The organism is Photobacterium rosenbergii (assembly GCF_003026455.1).
Lineage (GTDB): Bacteria > Pseudomonadota > Gammaproteobacteria > Enterobacterales > Vibrionaceae > Photobacterium > Photobacterium rosenbergii.
Genome location: NZ_PYMB01000024.1, coordinates 23,457 through 44,658, shown reverse-complemented (window position 1 = coordinate 44,658; position 21,202 = coordinate 23,457). Strand labels below are relative to the sequence as shown.

Here is a 21,202-nt window from a genome sequence, read left to right as displayed (position 1 = left end):
ATTGCAAAAAGGGATGCCAACGGCATCCCTTTTTATTACCTTGCTTAGCCAATAGCCCAATTACATCAAGGCTTTCAGGCGGTACAACTCGTCAAGGGCTTGGCGTGGTGTCATTTCATCCGGGTTGATACGGGCTAGGGCTTCCTCAACCTCACTTGGCTCCGGCAGCAGGCTCAATTGTTGCTCGGCAACTGGAGCTTGGCTCGCGGGTGCAACGGCCTGCTGGTGGCCGCTGGCTTCGAGTTGCTGAAGCTTGAACTTAGCACGCTTGATCACCGATTTGGGTACCCCGGCCAGGCTTGCGACTGCCAAGCCGTAAGACTTGCTGGCTGCGCCTTCTTGTACCGCATGCATGAAGGCAATCTCGTCACCGTGCTCCACTGCATCGAGGTGGACATTGGCAAGCCCATCTATCAGCGATGGCAGTTCAGTTAACTCGAAGTAGTGGGTGGCGAAAAGCGTCATGGCAGAGATCTTGTCTGCTAGCCACTCGGCACTGGCCCAAGCCAGCGACAAGCCGTCATAGGTACTGGTGCCACGGCCGATCTCATCCATCAAAACCAGGCTATTTTGCGTTGCATTATGCAGGATATTGGCGGTTTCGGTCATTTCTACCATGAAAGTCGAACGGCCTGACGCCAAGTCGTCAGAAGCACCGATACGGGTAAAGATCCGATCCAGCGGACCGATCTTAACGGCTTCGGCCGGGACAAAAGAACCTACATGGGCCAATAGGGCGATCAATGCTGTTTGGCGCATGTAGGTCGACTTACCGCCCATATTCGGGCCGGTAATGATCAACATCCGGCGATCATGGTGGAGCGAGATTGGGTTAGCGATAAACGGTTCGCTCAATACCTGCTCGACCACAGGGTGGCGGCCTGCAGTGATTTCAATACCGGTCGTTTCCGTCAACTCCGGACGGCAGTAGTTCAGGGTATCGGCACGCTCGGCCAAGTTCGCTAGCACGTCGAGCTCTGAGATAGCGGCTGCGGCATTTTGTAGCTGCTCTAGGTGTGGTAACAGCAGATCAAACAGCTCTTCCCATAGTTTTTTCTCTAGTGCCAAGGCTTTTGATTTGGAGTTGAGGACCTTGTCCTCGTGCTCTTTGAGCTCGGGGATAATGTAGCGCTCGGCATTCTTCAGCGTCTGGCGGCGCACATAGTGGCTTGGTACCAAGTGGCTCTGGCCGCGGCTGACCTGGATATAAAAGCCGTGGACATTGTTGAAACCGACTTTCAGGCTGTCGATGTCATGGCGTTCACGTTCGTTGGCTTCCAGCTCTTCAAGGAATTTGGTGGCACCGTCGGCCAAATCGCGCCATTCGTCCAGCTCGGCATTGTAGCCCGGCGCCAGTACGCCACCGTCACGGATCACCACTGGTGGGTTTTCGATAATCGCTCGCTCAAGCAGTTCGCACAACTCGTCCATCGGTGCTGCAAGGCCGGCCAGCTCACCGATACGGCGTTGGTCGATTTCACCCAGCATCTCAGCCAGCTCAGGCAAGTGCTGAAGTGCGGTGCGCATGCGGGCAAGGTCACGGGGACGTGCTGAGCGCAGGGCCAAGCGGGCAAGGATACGCTCGAGGTCGCCCATATGGCGCAATACCCCTGCGATATCCAAAAACAGGCCGGTATCCTTGAAAGAGGTAATAGCATCCAGGCGGCCGTTAAGCTGTTGGCGGTCGCGGATTGGCTGGTGCAGCCAGCGCTTGAGCAAGCGGCTGCCCATCGGCGTTGCGGTCTGATCCAGTACCGAGGCGAGGGTGTTATCGAAGCCCCCGGCGAGATTCTGGGTCAACTCAAGGTTACGGCGGGTCGCAGCATCAAGGATCACTGAGTGATCTTTGGTGTCCAGGGTAATGGCACGGATATGTGGCAGCGCAGTACGTTGGGTGTCTTTGACATATTGCATCAGGCAACCAGCAGCGCAAAGGCCATGTTCGGCTTGCTCGACACCAAAACCGACTAGGTCACGGGTTCCGAACTGCATGGTCAGCTGTTGGCGTGCGGTATCGAGATCGAATTCCCACACCGGGCGGCGACGGGCCCCTTTCATACCGTGGAATAACCCTGGTAGGTCGAAATCTTCCGGGTAGAGCAATTCAGCAGGGCTGGTGCGCTGCAGCTCGGCCTGCATCGCTTCTTCGGTTTCTGGCTCGGTCAGCATAAAACGGCCCGAGGTAATATCCAGTGTGGCGTAACCGAACTTGCTGCCTTCATGGTAGATAGCTGCAATCAGGTTGTCTTGACGCTCGCTCAATAGCGCTTCGTCACTGACTGTTCCCGGGGTGATAATTCGTACCACCTTGCGCTCAACCGGTCCTTTGCTGGTTGCCGGATCACCCACTTGCTCACAGATAGCAACAGACACCCCCTGCTGGACAAGGCGGGCAAGGTAGCCTTCTACCGCATGGTAGGGCACACCGGCCATCGGGATCGGGTTGCCATTGGATGAGCCGCGCTTGGTTAAAGAGATATCCAGTAGTTGCGAAGCCTGCTTGGCGTCATCAAAAAATAGTTCGTAGAAATCACCCATCCGATAGAACAGCAAGACTTCCGGATTCTCTGCTTTGATCCGCAAATACTGTTGCATCATAGGGGTGTGTTTTTCTATGCCTTTTATTGTCACGTTGTTGCCTGCTACATTGTGCCGGTGGGCTGGATCACCCTGTTTACCCGGGGGAAGTTTCTGGTCGCTTAGGATACGTGATCCCGACCTGCCGTTACAGTACTTTCCTTGCCCAAAAATGGCTGAAGGTAACAGGCTTGCCCGTATGGACTGAGCCGAGTAATGTGTAGATCCTGAAGGGGCGAGAAACAAATCAAAAAAGTCGTATTCATTTGGAGTGATGATGGCATTAGCACAACAAGTCGGGTTGGCCTTGGCCCAGCGCAATTGGGTCGCAGTTACCGCTGAATCCTGCACCGGTGGTGGAGTTTCCACAGCAATTACGGATATTGCTGGTAGCTCTGCGTGGTTTGACCGCGCATTCGTGACCTATAGCAACGAAGCCAAGCAGGAAATGCTTGGCGTCAGGGAGCAGACCCTGTCAGAGTTTGGTGCGGTGAGTGAAGCGGTGGTCGCTGAAATGGCACTTGGTGCGTTGGCCCAATCGCGCGGGGATATTGCCGTAGCGATCAGCGGAATAGCAGGCCCTGGTGGTGGCAGTAAAGAAAAACCTGTCGGTACTGTCTGTTTCGGTTGGGCCGATCACACGGGCAAGCTAAAAGTAGAAACCTGTTTATTTGCCGGCGACCGCCAAGAGGTACGCCAGCAAGCTGTTGAAAAAGCATTATCTGGATTGATTTCCCTGATGGCACAATCTTGAGCCAAAGTTGGACGAGCATCAATTTGGCGAAAAAATTTTCATACAGTGCTAGACACTGTATGAATAGACAGTATACTAATCATCATTATCAGTACTTAGTTTAAGCATTAATTAAGCATCCCTTGGAGAGTCGAATGGACGACAACAAGCAGAAGGCACTCGCCGCCGCGTTAGGTCAAATTGAAAAGCAATTCGGTAAAGGCTCGATCATGAAGTTGGGCGACAACCGCACTATGGATGTCGAAACCGTGTCTACCGGTTCTCTGTCTCTCGATATCGCCTTGGGTGCTGGTGGTCTGCCAATGGGCCGTATTGTTGAAATCTATGGTCCTGAATCTTCAGGTAAAACTACGCTGACACTAGAAGTGATTGCAGCAGCGCAAAAGCAGGGTAAAACCTGTGCTTTCATCGATGCTGAGCATGCGCTTGATCCAATCTATGCCCGCAAACTGGGTGTTGATATTGACCAACTATTGGTTTCCCAGCCGGACACCGGTGAGCAGGCTCTGGAAATTGCCGATGCCCTAGCACGCTCTGGCGCGGTAGATATTCTGGTTGTCGACTCCGTTGCTGCCCTGACGCCTAAGGCTGAAATCGAAGGTGAGATGGGTGATTCGCACATGGGTCTGCAGGCACGTATGCTGTCTCAGGCAATGCGTAAAATCACGGGTAACCTGAAGCAGTCTAACTGTATGTGTATCTTCATCAACCAGATCCGTATGAAGATCGGTGTGATGTTCGGTAACCCAGAGACCACTACCGGTGGTAACGCACTGAAGTTCTACGCATCTGTTCGCCTTGATATCCGCCGTACCGGTGCCATCAAAGAAGGTGACGAGGTTGTTGGTAACGAAACCCGCATCAAAGTGGTTAAGAACAAGATTGCAGCGCCGTTCAAGCAGGCTGAAACCCAGATCCTTTACGGTAAAGGCTTCAACCGCTACGGCGAGCTTATCGACCTTGGCGTGAAGAACAAACTGGTTGAAAAAGCCGGTGCTTGGTACAGCTACCAGGGCGACAAGATCGGCCAGGGTAAGGCAAATGCCTGTAAGTACATCGAAGAAAACAGCCATATTGCTGAAGAGCTTGAAGCGAAACTGCGTGAACTTCTGCTAGCTCCGGCAGCGCTTGAAGAAGCGGCTGCGGAAGCGCAAGCAGAAGATGCGGATGCGGAAGATCAAGCATTCTAATCATCCTTGCTAATTTGGCGAGATGAAAGAATAGAGAAGCGGGCGGGGTAGCAGTACCTCGCCCGTTTTTATTTGGAGTGACTAGGTAATGAAAACCAAGAAACCCACCCAGAGTGCCAAGCAGGCCGCCGTCAGGTACCTGTCGCGCCGCGACCATGCCGAACAGGAGCTACAGCAAAAGTTGCTGGCCCGTGGTTTTGAACAGGAGGAGGTCGATGAGGCGGTTGCCCTGTGCCAAGACTACAACTGGCTCGATGATGCCCGCTTTGCCGAGCGGTTGCTGAATAACGGGATTGCCAAGGGCTGGGGGCTGCTGCGGATCCGCCAGGAAATGGCGCATAAGGGGATCCATGAGGAAGTTGTCAGTCAGTTGTTCGAAGACGATGAATTTGACTGGTTTGAGCATGCTCGCGAGGTAGCTCGGCGCAAGTACGGTGACAGCCCGATGGATACCGATAAGGAAAAAGCCCGAAGGCTGCGATTCATGCAGTCCCGGGGGTTCGATTTCGAGCAGGTTAAATTCGCACTCGATGTCGATGATGACGAATACTAAGCAGGCGATATATAGCCGCCAATAACCCAAACCCGACCGCAATTATCCTAAATTTTCCCCCGCACGCCTTCGGTGGGGGGATAAATTGCCTTATTTCTGAACATAACATTTCCCGTATTGGCTACCGTTGTTTTACAATAACCGCCAAAGAATTTATTTTAGTCCCATCACTGCCTGCCCGAATTGTCCTGCCGAGGGCATGGTGGAACCCAGGGCAGGCGATTAAGACAAGTTAAATTCGACCATTCAGTTTACATAAAAGCATTATTCAGGATTTGCCAATGTACATGAGCACTGATGAGATTCGCCGTGCGTTTCTTGCGTTTTTTGAGAGTAAAGGCCACCAGGTAGTAGAGAGTTCTTCTCTTGTGCCTGCCAATGACCCAACGTTGTTGTTCACCAACGCGGGTATGAACCAGTTTAAAGATACATTCCTAGGTCTGGAAAAGCGCAACTACACTCGAGCAACGACAGCTCAGCGCTGTGTTCGTGCTGGTGGTAAGCACAACGACCTGGAAAATGTTGGCTTTACTGCCCGTCACCACACTTTCTTCGAAATGCTGGGTAACTTCAGCTTCGGCGATTACTTCAAGCAAGACGCGATTAAATTTGCTTGGGAATTCCTGACAGTAACTCTGAAACTGCCGGAAGACCGCCTACTGGTTACCGTTTACGAGACCGATGACGAAGCGTTCGACATCTGGAACAAAGAAGTGGGTGTACCGGCTGATCGCATCGTGCGCATCGGTGATAAAAAAGGTGGTAAGCCGTTCGAGTCAGACAACTTCTGGCAGATGGGTGACACAGGCCCTTGTGGTCCTTGTACCGAAATTTTCTACGATCACGGTGATCACATCTGGGGTGGCCGTCCTGGTACGCCTGAAGAAGATGGCGACCGTTTCATCGAGATCTGGAACAACGTATTTATGCAGTTCAACCGTCAGGCTGACGGTACTATGGACCCGCTACCTAAGCCGTCGGTAGATACCGGTATGGGTATCGAGCGTATCTCTGCCATCATGCAGGGCGTGCACTCAAACTACGAGATCGATATCTTCCAGACGCTGATCAAAGAAGCTGCCGCTGTTATTGGCCATGACGATCTGGGCAACCAGTCACTACGTGTTGTGGCTGACCACATCCGTTCTTGTGCATTCCTGATCGCTGATGGTGTGATGCCGTCGAACGAAGGCCGTGGCTATGTCCTTCGCCGTATCATCCGCCGTGCGGTTCGCCACGGTAACAAGTTGGGCGCTAAAGGTGCCTTCTTCTACAAGTTGGTGGGTCCTCTGGCGGAGATCATGGGCACTGCCGGCGAAGAGCTGAAGAAACAGCAGGAAATGGTCGAGAAAGTACTGAAGATCGAAGAAGACAACTTCGGTCGCACACTTGACCGCGGTATGGCTATCCTGGCCGAAGCGCTGGATAGCCTTGACGGTAAAGTGCTTGACGGTGAAACCGTATTCAAACTTTACGATACCTACGGTTTCCCAGCTGATTTGACTAACGACGTAGCGCGTGAGCGTGGCTTCTCTATCGATGAAGAAGGCTTCAGCGATGCAATGGAAGCTCAGCGCCAGCGTGCACGTGATGCAGGCCAGTTCGGTGTTGATTACAACGATGCGATCAAAGTTGACGCGGAAACTGAGTTCTGCGGTTATGCGGCGACAGAAGGTCAAGCGACTGTGGTTGCGCTTTACCGTGAAGGTGAAGCCGTTGATGCTATCAATGCCGACGAAGATGCGTTGATCGTATTGGACAACACACCGTTCTACGCTGAGTCAGGCGGCCAGTGTGGTGACACGGGTGCAATGACTGCTGACGGTGTTCAGTTTGTGGTTGCTGATACCCAGAAATTTGGCAACGCTATCGGTCATACTGGTAAGTTGGCTGAAGGTGCACTTAAGGTGGGCGACAAGCTAACCGCGACTGTTGATGCGGCCCGCCGTGCAGCAACTAGCCTGAACCACTCAGCGACTCACCTGCTACACGCTGCACTACGCAACCTGCTTGGCGAGCACGTGACCCAGAAGGGCTCACTGGTTAAGCCTGAAGGTCTGCGTTTTGACTTCTCTCACCTAGAAGCGGTGAAGCCGGAAGAATTGCGTGAAATCGAGCGTGTGGTGAACGAGCAAATCCGTATTAACCATGCGATCAACACCGATGTGATGGACATCGAGTCTGCCAAAGAAAAAGGCGCTATGGCGTTGTTTGGCGAGAAATATGATGATGAAGTTCGCGTCCTGAGCATGGGTGACTTCTCTGTTGAGCTGTGTGGTGGTATCCATGCATCTAACACTGGTGATATCGGCCTATTCAAGATTGTATCTGAGGGTGGTATTGCTGCAGGTATCCGTCGTATTGAGGCGGTAACCGGTGAAGCTGCAATTGCTGCGCTGCACGATCAAGAAGCACTATTGGCAGAAACTGCAAGCCTGGTGAAGTCTGACGCTGCGTCAGTTGCAACCAAAGTAAGCGCGCTAGTTTCTCACAGCAAGCAGCTAGAGAAAGAAATCCAGCAACTTAAAGACAAACTTGCTGCGCAGGAAAGTGCGGGCCTTATCAACAAGGCACAGGAAATCAATGGCGTTAAGGTATTGGTAACCAAGCTTGAAGGTGCGGACAACAAAGCCCTACGCGGTATGGTTGACGAGCTGAAGAACCAGCTAGGCAGCGGTATTGTTGTTCTGGGTAATGTCAGCGGCGACAAAGTTGGCCTGATTGCCGGTGTGACAAAAGATCTTACTAGCAAGGTCAAAGCTGGTGAGCTTGTAAACCTTGTTGCCCAGCAAGTTGGTGGCAAGGGCGGCGGTCGTCCAGATATGGCTCAGGCCGGTGGTACCGATGCAGCAGCATTGCCTGCGGCACTGGAGTCAGTGACCCCGTGGTTGGTTGAAAAACTGTAATAATTGGAGAGGTGCAGTGGCACTATTGGTGCAGAAATTCGGTGGTACGTCGGTAGGGAGTATCGAACGTATTGAAGCGGTGGCTGAGCGCGTGATAAAAGCGCGCCAGCTTGGTCATCAGGTAGTGGTGGTTGTCTCGGCGATGGCTGGCGAGACTAACCGTTTGCTGGGGTTAGCGAAACAAATTGATGCTGTCCCCACCCAGCGTGAGCTGGATGTCTTGTTGTCTACGGGTGAGCAGGTCACAATTGCCCTGCTCGCCATGGCCCTGAATAAGCGGGGCTACTTGGCAACATCATTGACTGGTGATCAGTTAGGTATTCGCACTGATACTGTATTTAGTAATGCCACCATCACTGAAGTAGAAACTGGGGTGGTCACTGAACTGCTCGAGCGCGACCACATTGTGGTGGTCGCCGGTTTCCAGGGCCGTGATAGCAGAAATAACATCACAACTCTGGGGCGGGGCGGTTCTGATACCACTGCAGTTGCTATTGCAGGCGCACTGGCTGCCGATGAGTGTCAGATCTTCACGGATGTCGACGGGGTCTATACCACAGATCCCCGTTTAGTCAGTGAAGCTGCGCGTTTGTCGACAATTCACTTCGATGATATGACTGCAATGGCACGCCATGGCGCAAAAGTGCTACAATTACAGTCGGTTGAATATGCTGAGCAACACCAGGTTCCATTGAGGGTCCTTTCATCGTTCGATGAAGGGGAAGGGACCTTGGTTGATTTCTCGACAGTATCAGGAAATGGTGCTGCCGGGGTGGCAATTAAAGGTCAACAGGCACTGTACCGTGTGATGCAACCACTTGAAAAAGTGGAGCAGCAACTGGGTTTGTTGGGCTTTGATGCTTGGTGCTATGGTGATAGTCAGCAAGCAACCTATATTGTTGCGGCCGATGATGAATTGGCTCGACTGAATGTTATCTTAGAAAAAACAGAACTGGCTCAGTCCTCAGTCGCTACACTGACCCTAGTCGGGGAAAGGGTAGTAGGGTGCAGTACGGAAGTGGCTGCCTCGTTGGCTGAAAAAGGGGTGGGTGTCTATCAACGAAAAAGCACTGCTCGTTGTGTCTCACTATTGATCAATGGGCAAGATTTACAGTTAGCCGTAGAACACATCCACAAAAAATTTGTGGTAGAGCCAGAAAGTCTGGATAATCGACCACTTCTCGCTGTTTCTTGAGCAGTGAACATTTACGAAAATGTAAATATTGTTGGATAATAAACGTTAACTCTTATAATACTGAGATTACTCAAGGAGCACACGAATGCTAATTTTGACACGTCGCGTAGGTGAAACGCTAATGATCGGTGATGAAGTAACCGTTACTGTTCTTGGCGTTAAAGGTAACCAGGTTCGTATCGGTGTAAATGCACCGAAAGAAGTTTCTGTTCACCGCGAAGAAATTTACATGCGCATTCAAGCGGAAAAAGAAACGGGTTCCCAGGGTTCTGGTAACTACTAATTCGAAGAAGGTCGGCTTTTATGCTGGCCTTTTTTGTTACTGCCTTCCACGCCATACTCTTGAATCTAGAAGAGATACTGGGCCATTACGGGCGATAATGTGCCGTGTTGGCTATTAAGTGCGCATCCGCGCAGTGGATGTCGTTTTTTCACAATAAAGTGTTTGACTTATTTTTGGCTGGCAGTAATATGGGCCCCCGCAAGACGGTGAGGTGGCCGAGAGGCTGAAGGCGCTCCCCTGCTAAGGGAGTATACGGTTTGTAGCCGTATCGAGGGTTCGAATCCCTCCTTCACCGCCATTCTTTCTCTTGAATGAATGATCTTGCATTGCGCGTCCGTAGCTCAGCTGGATAGAGTACCTGGCTACGAACCAGGCGGTCGGAGGTTCGAATCCTCCCGGACGCGCCATTATTTAAAAGATATGGCCGAAAGGCGGTATCAGTAAAACCGAATTAAGTGTGCGCTCGTAGCTCAGCTGGATAGAGTACCTGGCTACGAACCAGGCGGTCGGAGGTTCGAATCCTCCCGAGCGCGCCATTAATTTGTGTGGTGAGGTGGCCGAGAGGCTGAAGGCGCTCCCCTGCTAAGGGAGTATACGGTTTGTAGCCGTATCGAGGGTTCGAATCCCTCCTTCACCGCCATTCTTTCTTCAAGTTTTTCTTGATAAAGAAAGCCTGCGCGTCCGTAGCTCAGCTGGATAGAGTACCTGGCTACGAACCAGGCGGTCGGAGGTTCGAATCCTCCCGGACGCGCCATTATTGACAATGTACTGCCGTAAGACGGTGCTATAAAAACCGAATTAAGTGTGCGCTCGTAGCTCAGCTGGATAGAGTACCTGGCTACGAACCAGGCGGTCGGAGGTTCGAATCCTCCCGAGCGCGCCATAATTTGTGTGGTGAGGTGGCCGAGAGGCTGAAGGCGCTCCCCTGCTAAGGGAGTATACGGTTTGTAGCCGTATCGAGGGTTCGAATCCCTCCTTCACCGCCATTCTTCTCTTCAAGTTCTTCTTGAGAAAGAAAGCCTGCGCGTCCGTAGCTCAGCTGGATAGAGTACCTGGCTACGAACCAGGCGGTCGGAGGTTCGAATCCTCCCGGACGCGCCATTATTTCTAAGTATCAATGGATTGTTACTTACGCCAATGTCGGAAACGCATTGGTCGTTAGGTGTTTCCTAACCAAAAACAGATTTTGCGCGCTCGTAGCTCAGCTGGATAGAGTACCTGGCTACGAACCAGGCGGTCGGAGGTTCGAATCCTCCCGAGCGCGCCATTCTTCTAATATATTCCCAAGTTTTGGAATATATAGCCTGCGCGTCCGTAGCTCAGCTGGATAGAGTACCTGGCTACGAACCAGGCGGTCGGAGGTTCGAATCCTCCCGGACGCGCCATTATTCCTAAGTATCAATGGATTGCTGCTTATGCCGATGACGGAAACGCATTGGCTGTTAGGTATTTCCTAACTAAACCGATTTTGCGCGCTCGTAGCTCAGCTGGATAGAGTACCTGGCTACGAACCAGGCGGTCGGAGGTTCGAATCCTCCCGAGCGCGCCATCATTACAACGTATTGCCTCTTGGCGGTACTATATAACCGAATATTAGTGTGCGCTCGTAGCTCAGCTGGATAGAGTACCTGGCTACGAACCAGGCGGTCGGAGGTTCGAATCCTCCCGAGCGCGCCATTATTCAAATAGTCTGTATTATCAGATTATTGCCTGCGCGTCCGTAGCTCAGCTGGATAGAGTACCTGGCTACGAACCAGGCGGTCGGAGGTTCGAATCCTCCCGGACGCGCCATCTTTACAACGTATTGCCGTCAGGCGGTACTACAAACCGAATATTAGTGTGCGCTCGTAGCTCAGCTGGATAGAGTACCTGGCTACGAACCAGGCGGTCGGAGGTTCGAATCCTCCCGAGCGCGCCATTATTCAAATAATCTGTCTTATCAGATTATTGCCTGCGCGTCCGTAGCTCAGCTGGATAGAGTACCTGGCTACGAACCAGGCGGTCGGAGGTTCGAATCCTCCCGGACGCGCCATTATTGAAAAGCTCAGCCTCGGCTGAGCTTTTTTTCTATCTGCATCTTGCTGGCCTCATCCACTGGCTCCGCTATTTATTATTCCCATCTTGAACCCGCTTCTTTGCCATACACAAATACTTCACTCATTGCTTATTTACCTTTTCAACTTGCTCGAACTACCTTTTCACTTTGAATTTGAACTCAATAACAGATCCTAGCTTGCAACCTGATATAAGTTACAAAACAAGGACTTTGTTGTTTTAAGTGTTTGCTGCTTACGTTTACGTAAGCGTAATTTGGCTGTGGAGGAGGGCGCTATACGCTGGCTAGAAAGGCGTTATCGATATGCCGTCTTGAATTGGGCTGAATCAATATGGGGGATGAAGCACGATTTAAATGGCTTTTTGTAATTTTACGATCAAACCCACAGGAAAAGGTTAAATATCCACCATTGGTTGGTGTGTTGTTAATCAGTTTGACATAAATTTACTTAACGTGGTATTTGTTAACCCGCCTATTACAAAATGAATGAAAGGAAGCATTATGGCAGATCTAGGTCCTTTGCTGTGGGAAGCGGCGACGATTATGGCTACTGGTATGGTCGTGGTTTTTCTGTTTCTTAGTATTTTGATCTATTTAGTGCAGCTGCTGGCCAAAATTGCGCCTAAAGAGACACCAGATGCGCCGGCACCCCGCCAGCCATCACCAGTTGCTGTTAATCACAATGGTGTGCAACCAGAAGTTGTTGCGGCTATTTCAGCAGCGGTACATCGCTACCGTGGGCAGAAGGCCTAGGCGATAGCATTGCTGTCGCTGGAACATTGTGATTTTTAGGAAGTATTTTTTACAAGGAGTTTGTGAGCATGTCCAAGCCATTAGCAATCACTGACGTTGTGTTACGTGATGCCCACCAGTCGTTATTTGCTACCCGTCTTCGTATTGAAGACATGTTGCCAATTGCCGAGAAGCTCGATGAGGTCGGTTATTGGTCACTGGAAACCTGGGGTGGTGCTACTTTTGATGCCTGTATCCGTTATTTGGGTGAAGACCCATGGGAGCGCCTGCGTTTGCTCAAGCAAGCCATGCCGAAAACCCCGATGCAGATGTTGCTTCGCGGCCAGAACCTATTGGGCTACCGCCACTATGCTGATGATGTGGTTGAGAAGTTTGTTGAGCGTGCCCACGCCAACGGGATGGATGTCTTCCGTATTTTCGATGCGATGAATGATGTCCGTAACTTCGAAAAGGCGGTCAAGGCCACTGTCGATGTTGGTGCCCATGCCCAGGGTACGATTTCCTATACCACCAGTCCGGTCCATAACCTCGATACCTGGACTGATTTGGCAAAAAGATTGGAAGATCTTGGCTGCCACTCTATTTGTATCAAGGACATGTCAGGCCTGCTCAAGCCTTATGAAGCGGAAGAGTTGGTCAAACGTATCAAGGCCTCGTGTGACGTCCCGCTGGCGCTTCACTGCCATGCGACCACTGGCCTGTCGACGGCTACAGCGGTAAAAGCGGTTGAGGCCGGTTTGGATATCCTTGATACCGCCATCTCTTCGATGAGCCAGACCTATGGCCACACGCCGACAGAAACGGTTGTTGCCATGCTAGAGGGTACCGAGCGTGATACTAAGCTCGACTTGCAGCAGCTTGAGCCGATTGCTAGCTACTTCCGAACGGTCCGTAAGAAGTACGCCAAGTTCGAAGGTAGCCTGAAAGGGGTTGATGCCCGTATCCTGCTTGCCCAGGTACCGGGAGGTATGCTGACCAATATGGAAAGCCAGCTCAAAGAGCAAGGTGCGGCCGATCGCTTTGATGAAGTACTGGAAGAGATCCCTCGTGTGCGTGAAGATCTTGGCTTCATTCCGTTGGTCACCCCGACATCGCAAATTGTAGGTACTCAGTCGGTGATTAATGTATTGACTGGCGAGCGTTACAAGAGCATTAGCAAGGAAACTGCAGGGGTACTTAAAGGCGAATACGGCTCGACACCGGCTCCGGTTAATGCCGAGTTGCAAACCCGTGTACTAGAGGGAGCTGAGCCAATAACCTGCCGCCCGGCGGACTTGCTGGATGCTGAGTTAGATACGCTAACCACTGATTTGGTTACTAAGGCTAAATCAGACGGTATTGCATTAGCTGATGAACAGGTTGATGACGTACTGACCTATGCGTTGTTCCCTCAGGTTGGTTTGAACTTCTTGAAAAACCGTAACAACCCAGAGGCGTTTGAGCCTGCACCGGGCACTGAGCCGGAAGCTGCGGCTCCTGCGGTACAGGCTACACCTGCGGCAAGTGCTGCCACAGTCGAAGCTTATAGCGTTAAGGTTAACGGCCAGGTGTATAACGTTGAAGTGGGCCCTAGCGGTGAACTGACCTCGGTAGAGCCGGCGACGGCTAACGCTCCTGCTCCTGCTGTAGCGCCACAGGCAAGTACTGCCGAAGAATTACCAGCTCCACTGGCGGGCAATATCTTTAAGATCAATGTCCAGCCGGGCCAGCAAGTGTCTGAAGGCGACGTGCTGGTGATCCTCGAAGCAATGAAGATGGAAACCGAAGTCCGTGCTGCCCGTAGTGGTACCGTGCAAGATCTCCATGTCAAGGAAGGTGACTCAGTGGCTGTCGGCTCGCCGATCCTGAGCCTGGCATAAGAGGGAACCATGGACGGATTATTAACTCTCTGGAACGAGACGGGTATTGCCAACTTTGAGTTCGGCCAGCTGATCATGATGCTGGTTGGTGCTGGCCTGTTGTTCTTGGCGATCCGCAAGGGCTTCGAGCCTTTGCTGCTGTTGCCGATGGGCTTCGGTGCGATCTTGGCCAATATCCCTAACGCAGGCTTTACTGAGCCGGGTGGCCTGCTGTACTACATCTACTATATCGGGATCGAAACCGGTGTCTTCCCTCTACTGATCTTCATGGGGGTAGGGGCGATGACAGACTTCGGGGCACTGATTGCCAACCCGAAGACCCTGTTGTTAGGGGCGGCAGCGCAGTTCGGGATCTTCTTCACCCTGTTTGGCGCAATTTTGCTAAATGCCGTACCGGGCATGGAATTCACCTTAGCAGATGCTTCCTCTATCGCGATCATCGGTGGCGCGGATGGCCCGACAGCCATTTTCCTGGCTAGCCAACTGTCACCTGATTTGCTCGGTGCGATTGCGGTCGCGGCTTATAGCTATATGGCCTTGGTGCCTATCATTCAGCCGCCGATCATGAAAGCGCTGACTACGCCGGAAGAGCGTCAGATCAAGATGCAGCAGTTACGTGAAGTGAGCAAAGCGGAGAAGATCCTTTTCCCGCTAGCCGTGTTGCTAATGACCATCTTGTTCCTGCCTGCAGCAACGCCGCTGGTCGGTATGTTCTGTTTAGGTAACCTGATGCGTGAATCCGGTGTGGTAGATCGCCTGTCAAATACCGTACAGAACGAACTGATCAACATCGTGACTATCATGCTGGGCCTCGGTGTGGGTTCTAAACTCGCTGCTGAGCAGTTCCTGCGTTTCGAGACGCTGGGTATCTTGGTACTGGGCGCGGTGGCATTTAGTGTCGGTACCGGTGGTGGTGTGTTGATGGCGAAAATGCTCAACCGCTTCAGTAAGGAAGACATCAACCCGTTGATCGGGGCTGCTGGCGTCTCGGCGGTGCCGATGGCGGCGAGGGTGGTTAACAAGGTCGGCCTAGAAGCTAACCCGCAGAACTTCCTATTGATGCATGCGATGGGGCCGAATGTTGCCGGGGTGCTGGGTTCAGCAGTCGCAGCCGGTATCCTGTTGGCATTGGTGGGCTAACTCACCTGACAGCAAAATATCGCAACAATTTAAAACGGGCATCCTTCGGGTTGCCCGTTTTTTTTACCCCCAGATCGGGTAAGGTACAGCAACCATATCAATCAACTAGAACGATCAATGCTAGAGTTATTTAATGGCGAATCAGCCTTATGGGTGTTATTCACTACAGGCTTTTTGAGTGCGACCCTATTACCGGGCGGCTCGGAAGCCAATTTAATCGCTACTCTGAAGCTGGGCGATAACGCCGTTTGGCTGGTGGTCACAGTGGCAACAATCGGCAATACGCTGGGCGGAATGACCAACTATTGGCTGGGTAGATTGCTGCCAGATAAAACTTCTAAAGAAAAACACGGTCATAAAGCTTTACTGTGGCTAAAAAAATACGGCTACTGGTCGTTGTTCTTCAGCTGGTTACCGGTTATCGGTGATCCGTTGTGTCTGGCCGCAGGCTGGTTGCGGATGCGTCATTGGCTCAGCTTTCTTATCATCATGGTGGGAAAAGCGGCGCGTTATACCGTACTAGCATTGTTGGTCCAAGGTTTATTATAAGGAAGGCATTGAGTGCAAAAGTGGATAGTGGGGATTGCGCTGATCTCACTGGCAGGCTGTAGCCAACTACAGTCTCAACAAGCCGGGGCGCCCGAGTTACCGCAAGGGGTGACATTCGTTGAACAGGTCAAGGCCAGTTCGTCTTCTGATACACCGGTTATCCCGTATTCCAAATACCAGTTGGCCAATGGGCTGACGGTGGTCCTCCATGAAGACCACTCTGACCCGCTGGTCCATGTTGATATGACTTACCATGTCGGCTCTGCCCGTGAGGAGCTAGGCAAATCCGGCTTTGCCCATTTCTTCGAACATATGATGTTCCAGGGCTCTGAGCATGTCGGCGATCAGGAACACTTCAAGCTGATCACCGAAGCCGGTGGTACGCTGAATGGCACCACCAACCGCGACCGGACTAATTATTTCCAAACGGTACCGGCCAACCAGCTCGAAAAGATCTTGTGGCTGGAAGCCGACCGCATGGGGTTCCTGCTCGAAGCTGTCTCCCAGCGTAAATTTGAGATCCAGCGTGCGACAGTGAAAAACGAGCGAGCCCAGCGTTACGAGAACCGTCCATACGGCTTGGTTTACGAGCGTATGGGTGAGGCCTTGTTCCCTCGCACCCATCCATACTCATGGCAGACTATCGGTTACATTGAAGACCTTAACCGGGTGGATGTGAATGATCTGAAGGCATTCTTCCTGCGTTGGTACGGCCCGAACAATGCCACCCTGACCGTCGGCGGTGACTTTGATGTCCAGCAGACCTTGGAATGGATCAACAAATACTATGGCAGTATCCCGCGTGGGCCAGAAGTAGAGAAACCAGCCAAACAGCCGGTCACGGTTGAAAACGATCTGTACCTGACCCTGGAAGACCGGATTCAGCAACCAATGCTGTTGATGGCCTGGCCGACGTCTTACAACGGTGCTGAGGATGAAGCCTCGCTCGATATGCTGGCCCGTGTCATTGGTGGTGGCCGCAACAGCCTGATGTATCAGAACCTGGTGAAAACCGGCAAGGTTGTCGATGCAGGTGCGTTCCATGACTGTGCCGAGTTGGCGTGTACCATGTATGTTTACGCGATAGGCCAAAGCGGCAAGCAGGGTGATTTGAAAACTCTTCGTGCCGAAGTTACAGGTATTCTCGATGGTCTTGAACAGCGGGGGGTATCCGCCAAAGAGCTTGAAGAGCTAAAAGGGATGGTTGAAGCCAATGCAATTTTCGGGTTGCAAAGTGTCAGCGGCAAGGTTTCTCAGCTTGCGTCCTATGAAACATTCTTCGATGACCCGGGCTATTTGGGTACAGAGCTTGGCAACCTGCGTGCAGTGACAACATCGAGTATGGAGCAAGCCTATGAGCGCTACATCAACGGGCATCCAAATGTGACACTCAGTGTGGTTCCTCGTGGCCGCACCAGCATTGAGGCAGCGAAACCTAACTTTACCCCGCCGCCAAGGATCATCCCGGAATTTGCCAAAGTCTCCGAAGAGCAACTGCAAAAACAGATGCGCACAGCCGTGGACGACTTTGACCGCTCGGTAATGCCGCAGCCGTCTTCGCCGGTTGAGGCAGTCATGCCTGAGCTTTACCAGTTCGAACTGGCTAATGGCATCAAGGTTCTGGCTACCGAGTACCGCGAGACACCGACGGTTGAATTGCAGATGGTTGTCCCGGCTGGCCGCCGTTTTGAACCTGAAGGCAAGGCGGGTTTGGCGAAGATGACCGCCAGCATGATGGCAGAAGCCTCGCAAAAATCGACCGTGGAAGAGCTATCTTCTCGCCTTGACCGCTTGGGCAGTACTGTTAGCTTCTCGGCTGGCAAGTACGGCACGGTGATATCCGTGACATCATTGACTAAGTACTTGCCGGAGACGCTGGATATTATGCAGGAACGTTTGTTCCAGCCGGCGTTTAACCAAGCTGATTTTGATCGCGTCAAGCAGCAGGCCCTTGAAGGAATTATCTACGAGCACCAGCGTCCGTCATGGATGGCAGGGCAGGCCACTCGGGAAATCTTGTTTGGTGGCACCACATTCAGCCTACCACCGGAAGGCACCAAGGCATCGCTTGAGTCGATCACGCTGGATGATGTCAAAGCCTTCTACCGCCGTTACTACACCCCGAATGGTGCAGATATTGTGGTCGTGGGTGACATTGACAAGGCTAAGCTGAGCTCGTCGCTAGGTTTCCTTGCCGATTGGCAGGGCATGCCGAAACCGACGTATGTCACACCGGAACTGCCGACGCTGCCGAAGCAAACGGTATGGCTAGTGGACAAACCGGGGGCGCCGCAGACAGTGATCCGTCTAGCAAGGCAGGGGCTGCCGTTTGATGCCACCGGTGAGCTGTATGAGACCCAGTTGGCTAATTTCAACTTGGCTGGCAACTTCAATAGCCGAATTAACCTTAACTTGCGAGAAGACAAAGGTTATACCTACGGTGCTGGTGGTTATCAGAGTGGCGGGAAAGAAGTCGGCCTGTCCGTCTACTACGCTCAGGTGAGGGCGGATGCGACCCTGCCTTCGGTCAAGGAGTTCCTTAACGAGCTTGAGAAGATGTCAAGTGAAGGAGTAACAGACGAAGAGCTTAGCTTCATGCGCTTGGCGGTAGGGCAGAAAGATGCCTTGAATTACGAAACCCCGAGCAAGAAGGCACAGCTACTCGGCCAGATCCTGACTTACTCGTTGCCAGAGAACTTTGTCGATACACGCAATGATATCGTAGCCACGATTACCAAAGCGCGGATCGACGAATTGGCTGCCAAGTGGTTCAACCCGGCCGATTACCAAATCATCGTTGTCGGTGATGCGGCAAGCCTGAAGCCGCAACTAGAGACCCTTGGCTTACCCGTCAAGTCGCTCTCACCCACGATGTAACTTTATCGAAGCCGGCTCTATGCCGGCTTTATTTTTTAATTTTGTTCCGGTCAGTAAGATTGTTACTCATAGGTAAAAGAGTTTCGATGCGATAATCATGGTAATCACTATCAATTATGATTAATCTACCGGACTGAGTTGTTGAAGATTGAGAATCACAGTAATGGATTTTTCACAAAGGCTGCTAAAAGTTGCGGCTAATCCTGATGCCCTGACCCAACTAGGGCGAGGTCTTGAGCGTGAAGCCCTGCGTATTACCCCTAACGGAAAGCTATCTGGTGAACCTCACCCGGCAGCGCTGGGATCGGCGTTGACCAACAAATGGGTCACGACAGATTTTGCTGAGCCATTGCTGGAGTTTATTACGCCTGTATCTCAGGATGTCGATCACTTGCTGTCACAGCTAAGTGATATTCATCAGTTTACCTACAGCAAGCTGGGTGACGAAAAGCTCTGGCCGATGTCTATGCCGTGTGTGGTGGGGGATCAAGATGAGATCACCTTGGCCCAGTATGGTAGTTCGAACAGTGGCCGAATGAAAACCCTGTACCGCGAGGGCCTCAAGCGCCGTTATGGCAGCATTATGCAGGTCATTTCCGGGGTACACTTCAACTTTTCCTTCCCAGAAACATTCTGGGATGCATTGTTCGGTGAGCAATCAGAGCAGGCCCGCCAAGATGCGGTTTCTGATGCCTATTTCGGTTTGATCCGGAACTACTACCGTTTTGGTTGGTTGATCCCATACCTGTTCGGTGCATCCCCTGCGCTGTGCGGATCTTTCCTTGAGAATACCGAATCCAAGCTGGATTTTGAAAAGATCGGCTGTGGTACCTACTTCTTGCCAAACGCAACTGCGTTGCGCTTGAGTGACTTGGGTTATACCAACCATGAACAGAGCTCGCTTAAGATCGGGTTCAATGGCTTGGATCAGTATCTTGATGGCCTAAGAAAGGCTATCCGTACCCCGTCGGCAGAGTTTGCCAAGATCGGCGTTAAAGTGGACGGTGAATACCGCCAGTTAAACGACAACGTACTGCAGATCGAAAACGAGCTGTATGCACCAATCCGTCCTAAGCGCGTGGCGCAAAGCGGCGAGAAGCCGTCTGAAGCCTTGAGCCGTGGCGGGGTGGAATATATCGAAGTGCGTTCATTGGATGTGAACCCATTCAGCCCAATTGGTATCACTGCCGATCAGGTACGTTTCTTGGATATGTTCTTAACTTGGGCGGTGCTGTCACCATCGGCTTCGATGGATGATGCCGAACTGGAATGCTGGCGAGATAACTGGAACCGTGTGGTACTTGATGGTCGTAATCCAGATCTGATGCTCAAGATTGGCTGTAACGGCGAACGCTTGTCAGTACAAGACTGGGGTACCCGAGTCTTTGGCGAGTTGGCTGATGTGGCCAAGGCTATGGATGCTGCTGCAGGTAACGCTGTTTACCAAGAAACACTGGCTCGTCTGCAGACGTGGATTGAACAACCGGAATTGACGCTATCGGCACAGTTGCTTGATGCAATCAGGGCGCAAAATGGTATTGGTTCTGTAGGTGAAAACTTGGCAACCGAACATGCTAATGGCCTAAATGATCGCCAGTACCAGTTCTACTCAGAGGATGTGTTTGAACAGGAAGCGGTAGCATCGGTGGATCGCCAGCAGCAGATCGAAAACAGTGATGAACTGTCTTTTGATGCGTTTCTTGATGCGTATTTCGCTGATATAAAATAAAAAAAGAGGGCAGCGACCTTGCTGCCCGATAATTCATTTCGCAGGGATGATAGCAGCGCTTGGCTGCCATCATATATTCTGACCACAAGGACGGCGTGAAGTTCCATGTTTGCCCATTCGAAGGCTGCAAAATCTACTATGTCGCGGATAGCGCTGATTTTTTTTAGCGCTATTATTCTTTCAGGCTGTGCGACGCCTCCTCCTAAAGATCATAACAACCTCTGCAATATCTTCCGTGAGTACCCGAAATGGTACGAAGCCGCTCTGGATATGGAAGATGAATGGGGTACACCAATGCAAGTTGCCATGGCGTTTGTGAAACAGGAAAGTAGCTATCGTCATGATGCCAGGCCTCCCAAGAACTATGTATTGGGCTTTATCCCATGGGGACGGGTGAGTAGTGCCTATGGTTATGCCCAAGCGCAGGATCCTGCTTGGTCTGATTACCAGAAAGCGACAGGCAATGGCGGCTCGCGAACCAATTTTGCTGATTCTCTGATGTTTATTGGTTGGTATACCCATGAAACCCAGCGCCAACTAGGGATCTCCAAGTGGGATGCCTACAACCAATACCTTGCTTATCATGATGGCCGTGGAGGTTATCGCCGCGGGACCTACAAGTCGAAGCCGACCTTGCTGAGGGTATCCCGTCGGGTCGAGCAGCAAGCCAAGGATTATGGTTGGCAGCTCAAGCAGTGCCGTCAGGAGCTGGAAGATAACCGCAGCTGGTGGCCGTTCTAACCCCAGAGCATTAGGCGATCAGAAAACCCACTTGCTGGGT

14 protein-coding genes and 15 tRNA genes are annotated in these 21,202 nt (G+C 51.9%); 28 read left to right on the top strand and 1 reads right to left on the bottom strand.

The window, feature by feature from the left end:
* Positions 1-60: 60 nt before the first annotated feature.
* The gene (gene mutS / locus C9J01_RS24945) at positions 61-2,631 is read right to left on the bottom strand and encodes a DNA mismatch repair protein MutS (protein WP_107300807.1); all 2,571 of its coding nucleotides are present in this window, start codon (positions 2,629-2,631) and stop codon (positions 61-63) included.
* A 223-nt stretch (positions 2,632-2,854) separates the two neighbouring features.
* Here mutS and pncC point away from each other — a divergent pair, with 223 nt between their 5' ends.
* From pncC to C9J01_RS24805, 28 genes are all read left to right on the top strand, one after another.
* Entirely contained in the window at positions 2,855-3,331 is a 477-nt protein-coding gene (pncC, locus tag C9J01_RS24940) for a nicotinamide-nucleotide amidase (RefSeq protein ID WP_107300806.1), read from the top strand.
* A 134-nt stretch (positions 3,332-3,465) separates the two neighbouring features.
* Complete coding sequence (gene recA / locus C9J01_RS24935) at positions 3,466-4,521, top strand: recombinase RecA (protein ID WP_107300805.1); 1,056 nt, start codon at positions 3,466-3,468, stop codon at positions 4,519-4,521.
* An 88-nt stretch (positions 4,522-4,609) separates the two neighbouring features.
* Positions 4,610-5,074, top strand: a complete 465-nt coding sequence (gene recX / locus C9J01_RS24930) for a recombination regulator RecX (RefSeq protein ID WP_107300804.1) — start codon at positions 4,610-4,612, stop codon at positions 5,072-5,074.
* 281 nt (positions 5,075-5,355) lie between these two features.
* A complete protein-coding gene (gene alaS, locus C9J01_RS24925; protein WP_107300803.1) occupies positions 5,356-7,980 on the top strand; it encodes an alanine--tRNA ligase in 2,625 nt (874 codons plus the stop codon).
* A gap of 16 nt (positions 7,981-7,996) precedes the next feature.
* A complete protein-coding gene (locus C9J01_RS24920) occupies positions 7,997-9,175 on the top strand; it encodes an aspartate kinase (RefSeq protein WP_107300802.1) in 1,179 nt (392 codons plus the stop codon).
* Between the two features lie 85 nt (positions 9,176-9,260).
* Positions 9,261-9,458: a carbon storage regulator CsrA gene (csrA, locus tag C9J01_RS24915; protein ID WP_036818084.1), complete on the top strand. Its 198-nt coding sequence runs from the start codon at positions 9,261-9,263 to the stop codon at positions 9,456-9,458.
* A gap of 205 nt (positions 9,459-9,663) precedes the next feature.
* Positions 9,664-9,756: transfer RNA gene (locus C9J01_RS24910), tRNA-Ser, on the top strand.
* A gap of 32 nt (positions 9,757-9,788) precedes the next feature.
* Positions 9,789-9,865, top strand: a tRNA-Arg gene (locus tag C9J01_RS24905).
* Positions 9,866-9,917: 52 nt separating this feature from the next.
* A tRNA-Arg gene (locus tag C9J01_RS24900) sits at positions 9,918-9,994 on the top strand.
* Between the two features lie 11 nt (positions 9,995-10,005).
* Positions 10,006-10,098: transfer RNA gene (locus tag C9J01_RS24895), tRNA-Ser, on the top strand.
* A gap of 37 nt (positions 10,099-10,135) precedes the next feature.
* Positions 10,136-10,212, top strand: a tRNA-Arg gene (locus tag C9J01_RS24890).
* Between the two features lie 52 nt (positions 10,213-10,264).
* Positions 10,265-10,341: transfer RNA gene (locus tag C9J01_RS24885), tRNA-Arg, on the top strand.
* Between the two features lie 10 nt (positions 10,342-10,351).
* Positions 10,352-10,444: transfer RNA gene (locus C9J01_RS24880), tRNA-Ser, on the top strand.
* Between the two features lie 38 nt (positions 10,445-10,482).
* Positions 10,483-10,559, top strand: a tRNA-Arg gene (locus C9J01_RS24875).
* Between the two features lie 89 nt (positions 10,560-10,648).
* Positions 10,649-10,725 (top strand) — tRNA-Arg (locus tag C9J01_RS24870).
* Between the two features lie 41 nt (positions 10,726-10,766).
* Positions 10,767-10,843 (top strand) — tRNA-Arg (locus C9J01_RS24865).
* Positions 10,844-10,930: 87 nt separating this feature from the next.
* Positions 10,931-11,007: transfer RNA gene (locus C9J01_RS24860), tRNA-Arg, on the top strand.
* Between the two features lie 51 nt (positions 11,008-11,058).
* Positions 11,059-11,135, top strand: a tRNA-Arg gene (locus C9J01_RS24855).
* Positions 11,136-11,172: 37 nt separating this feature from the next.
* Positions 11,173-11,249: transfer RNA gene (locus C9J01_RS24850), tRNA-Arg, on the top strand.
* Between the two features lie 50 nt (positions 11,250-11,299).
* Positions 11,300-11,376 (top strand) — tRNA-Arg (locus C9J01_RS24845).
* Between the two features lie 37 nt (positions 11,377-11,413).
* Positions 11,414-11,490, top strand: a tRNA-Arg gene (locus tag C9J01_RS24840).
* A 525-nt stretch (positions 11,491-12,015) separates the two neighbouring features.
* Positions 12,016-12,267: an oxaloacetate decarboxylase subunit gamma gene (locus C9J01_RS24835; protein WP_107300801.1), complete on the top strand. Its 252-nt coding sequence runs from the start codon at positions 12,016-12,018 to the stop codon at positions 12,265-12,267.
* A gap of 68 nt (positions 12,268-12,335) precedes the next feature.
* Positions 12,336-14,126: a sodium-extruding oxaloacetate decarboxylase subunit alpha gene (oadA, locus tag C9J01_RS24830; RefSeq protein WP_107300800.1), complete on the top strand. Its 1,791-nt coding sequence runs from the start codon at positions 12,336-12,338 to the stop codon at positions 14,124-14,126.
* Positions 14,127-14,135: 9 nt separating this feature from the next.
* On the top strand, positions 14,136-15,266 hold the full coding sequence (locus C9J01_RS24825) for a sodium ion-translocating decarboxylase subunit beta (RefSeq protein ID WP_107300799.1): 1,131 nt from the start codon (positions 14,136-14,138) through the stop codon (positions 15,264-15,266).
* 117 nt (positions 15,267-15,383) lie between these two features.
* Positions 15,384-15,815 carry a YqaA family protein gene (locus C9J01_RS24820; protein ID WP_107300798.1) on the top strand — a complete coding sequence of 144 codons (432 nt, stop codon included), beginning with the start codon at positions 15,384-15,386 and terminating at the stop codon, positions 15,813-15,815.
* Between the two features lie 12 nt (positions 15,816-15,827).
* On the top strand, positions 15,828-18,692 hold the full coding sequence (locus C9J01_RS24815) for a M16 family metallopeptidase (RefSeq protein ID WP_107300797.1): 2,865 nt from the start codon (positions 15,828-15,830) through the stop codon (positions 18,690-18,692).
* A gap of 163 nt (positions 18,693-18,855) precedes the next feature.
* The gene (gene gshA, locus C9J01_RS24810) at positions 18,856-20,421 is read left to right on the top strand and encodes a glutamate--cysteine ligase (RefSeq protein WP_107300796.1); all 1,566 of its coding nucleotides are present in this window, start codon (positions 18,856-18,858) and stop codon (positions 20,419-20,421) included.
* A 138-nt stretch (positions 20,422-20,559) separates the two neighbouring features.
* Positions 20,560-21,162, top strand: coding sequence for a transglycosylase SLT domain-containing protein (locus C9J01_RS24805; protein ID WP_107300820.1), 603 nt, complete (start codon positions 20,560-20,562; stop codon positions 21,160-21,162).
* Positions 21,163-21,202: the final 40 nt, after the last annotated feature.